Origin of the sequence: Moorena sp. SIO3H5 (assembly GCF_010692395.1) — a bacterium.
Classification (GTDB): domain Bacteria; phylum Cyanobacteriota; class Cyanobacteriia; order Cyanobacteriales; family Coleofasciculaceae; genus Moorena.
On the sequence record NZ_JAAHHS010000652.1, the window covers coordinates 1 to 2,767 of the forward strand.

Genomic DNA, 2,767 nt, shown 5'->3' on the forward strand with positions numbered 1-2,767 from the left:
CCTTTACAGCAGCGTCTTCTTGTTCTACTTGGGTTTTCAACTACTATTTATACTCAACTTGATGGTCAATCTTTTACTCCTGAGTAGCCTTTCTTATAACTCCCGAAAAAATGGGCGAACCGGGAGTCATTAGTTGACGTAACCGATAATTTCCTATCAGTCTCATCCTCGCCAATAAAATATCCCCTCAACTCCTCTCGCAGAATGGCCCGGGCCTGGGAGATGCGCTTGCAGACATTCTGGTAGGAAATTTCTTGCTGTTGGGCTATCTCTCGATAAGACAGTTCTTGATAAAAATGCAAGATAAACGTCTGGTGCAGCCGAGCAGGTAAGTTATCAATGGCACGGCGGATCGCAATCTTTTTCTCGTCTGTTTCCAAAGCTCTTTCTGGGGTATCGTCACAGGAAACCAGTCCTTTTTCCTCTGGAATCCCTTCTATATCCTCAACCTGGTTCCCCCTCCGACAATGTTCTCGATGAATATCCACGCAGAGATTATGAGTTAGCTTTGTCAGCCAAGCCTTAAAATTAGCGATTTTTCCGGCAAATTTTTGCACCTTCTCCCATGCCTTGAGCATCGCCCGACTCAGGGCATCTTCAGCATTGGTAGGGTTTCCACCCATCCACCTGAGACAGCGATGATAGAGATAGTCTCGATATTGCTGCCATTGCTGCCAAAACTCTTTCTCTGAAAAGTGATGGGATTGGCTCAATGCAGTAGAAGTAGCTTCTAATTTAATATTTGACATCACATCATAATCAACTTGTAGTAAATTTTGGCGTTGCTTAATAATGGAATGATTTTAAGAGTGAGGTGGCATGGGCATCTTGGCTGTTACCAATATTTTCGGGCGGGCAGGATGCCCACTCTACTCCTATTGATCCGAAGAATCAGCAACCTGGAACAGGCATCTTGGCTGTTACCAATATTTTCGGGCGGGCAGGATGCCCACTCTACTCCTATTGATCCGAAGAATCAGCAACGCCCGTTTTCAGACTATCCTTTAGGTAAAGAACCTTTGTTCAGGACAATCTGGTTTGACGCTATCCTTTTCTTCTTCCGTTTTGGTTATGTCTATTTCTAGAACGATTTCGGATTCATTTTGTGACCAAAAATATTTTTATGCTTGATTTTGAAACTGCCAAGGCTTGTATCTCCTCTTTGTGATAGATAAACCTATCGATAGCATTTATATCTGGGTTGTGAACACAGGTATTGCCGGAAAAGCCATGCATACAAGAGGCAAACTCCAAGAGGGGAAAGAGATACGGAGTTTTATTGTCCAATAAAAAAATCCCTAATTAGTTTACATCTCATTTATAAAAACTCTATATATAAATTCATAGGACAAACGGCTCCTTCCTTGACCCTTCATTGAGATTAGGAAGGAACATCTTTTCCCAACCATGACTGTCTGCCTGTTGTCATGGGAATATTAGCTGGTCGTGAAAACAACACACCAGCCTCTTATAGATCGCTATTTAATATCCAGCTATATAGCCTCTAGGGAGAGGCACGCAGTGACGACAAGTTTAATTTAAAATGGCGGCCCTCTATCCCCTTGATCTAATCTCTGATGCCAGCTTGGCTCTACTTTTGTTTTGAGAGTGCTCCACCAAGACACAATTGTCCCCAAAATCGGGATGGGAAATTGGGAAAGATCCTTTTCTATTGGTGCTTTTTGGCTCCCTTTCCCTAGCAACAGTAATTGTCCAGCCAAAGCGAGTAATGCTTGGGAGCTTCTTGGTCTGGTTAAAATTTCCTGGCTTTTGGTATCCCTACTTCTGGGTGCTTTATTAATTGGGATTACTTTTGGTACTTCAGATAGTGGCTCAACTGCTAATGCTGGCTCTACCGGTGACCTAATCTCCCTTCCTGTTGTCTCTAAATCCTTGGAGCATCCCTCGACCGAAGCCGAGTTTGACACTGCCATCAGCCTTAAATGCTCCAACTTCTGAGTTGTCTCCTGCTCCCTTTTCCTATTTCTTTATTTGAGAGAGTGACATAGCTTTTTTCGTCTTTTTCTTCCTTACTCTTTTGCTCTTCTAATCCCCAAATCTCCTGCAATTTGGCGATCTCCCCGTAAGCATTCTCATCTAACCCTGCCAGATATTTAGTTAACCGCTTTTGCAGTCTTGCCCTAGCTCGTTGGATACGTTTACGAACGCTATCGTTGGAAATTGCCAGTCGTTGAGCTATCTCTTGGTGAGACAACTCCTGCTCAAAGCGCAAGACACATACCTGATGCTGATTCTCCGGCAAATCCTCTAGAGCACTAAGCATTACTTCTAATAGTTCGCTCTTTTCTACAACTAAATCTGGGGTATCGAATTCGGTAGCCAATCCCAAGCCCTCTTCCACTGCCATAGCTTCGAGGTTTTCTAATCCGATTGCCCCAGATTTGTTTTCTCGATGTCGGTCTATACAGAAGTTACGGGCAAATTTGGTCAGCCATCCTTTGATATTAGTAATCTTTGCTGCAAATTTGGGCAATTTTTCCCAAGCCTTCAGCATAATCTCAGAAAGAGCATCTTGTGCTTGGGAGCGATTACCCCCCATCCAGCTCAAGCAGCGATGGTAAAGATAGTCTTTATAGTGTTCCCACAGCGGCCAAAAGGCACTGCTATCTCCATCAGAGAGTTTTTCCAGGAGGGGCTCGACCCAAAAAGCGATATCGTTTTCAGCATTTTCGCCCCTAAAGCCATGAGAACTTTGGATTGTTGCCTGCATAAGTCCTGTAGAAGCACAAAAGTCAAGTCCGGAAGC

The 2,767-nt window shown here is 43.8% G+C and carries 4 protein-coding genes; 1 reads left to right on the forward strand and 3 read right to left on the reverse strand.

Annotation, left to right across the window (positions count from 1 at the left end):
• Positions 1 to 65: 65 nt before the first annotated feature.
• The gene (locus tag F6K52_RS35075; RefSeq protein WP_293089614.1) at positions 66 to 749 is read right to left on the reverse strand and encodes a sigma-70 family RNA polymerase sigma factor; all 684 of its coding nucleotides are present in this window, start codon (positions 747 to 749) and stop codon (positions 66 to 68) included.
• A gap of 111 nt (positions 750 to 860) precedes the next feature.
• Between F6K52_RS35075 and F6K52_RS35080 the strand changes: the two genes are divergently transcribed.
• Positions 861 to 1,085 (forward strand): hypothetical protein, encoded by a 225-nt coding sequence (locus tag F6K52_RS35080; RefSeq protein ID WP_293089616.1) that lies wholly within the window; start codon positions 861 to 863, stop codon positions 1,083 to 1,085.
• 453 nt (positions 1,086 to 1,538) lie between these two features.
• Here F6K52_RS35080 and F6K52_RS35085 read toward each other — a convergent pair whose 3' ends face one another.
• Complete coding sequence (locus tag F6K52_RS35085; protein WP_293089618.1) at positions 1,539 to 1,934, reverse strand: hypothetical protein; 396 nt, start codon at positions 1,932 to 1,934, stop codon at positions 1,539 to 1,541.
• 5 nt (positions 1,935 to 1,939) lie between these two features.
• The coding region (locus tag F6K52_RS35090; protein ID WP_293089621.1) for a sigma-70 family RNA polymerase sigma factor at positions 1,940 to 2,767 on the reverse strand (828 nt) is incomplete at its 5' end.

Coding starts and splice junctions, on each gene's coding strand:
- F6K52_RS35085 (WP_293089618.1), bottom strand. CDS start 1,934: ATGGCAGTGTCAAACTCGGCTTCGGTCGAGGGATGCTCCAAGGATTTA.
- F6K52_RS35075 (WP_293089614.1), bottom strand. CDS start 749: ATGTCAAATATTAAATTAGAAGCTACTTCTACTGCATTGAGCCAATCC.
- F6K52_RS35080 (WP_293089616.1), top strand. CDS start 861: ATGCCCACTCTACTCCTATTGATCCGAAGAATCAGCAACCTGGAACAG.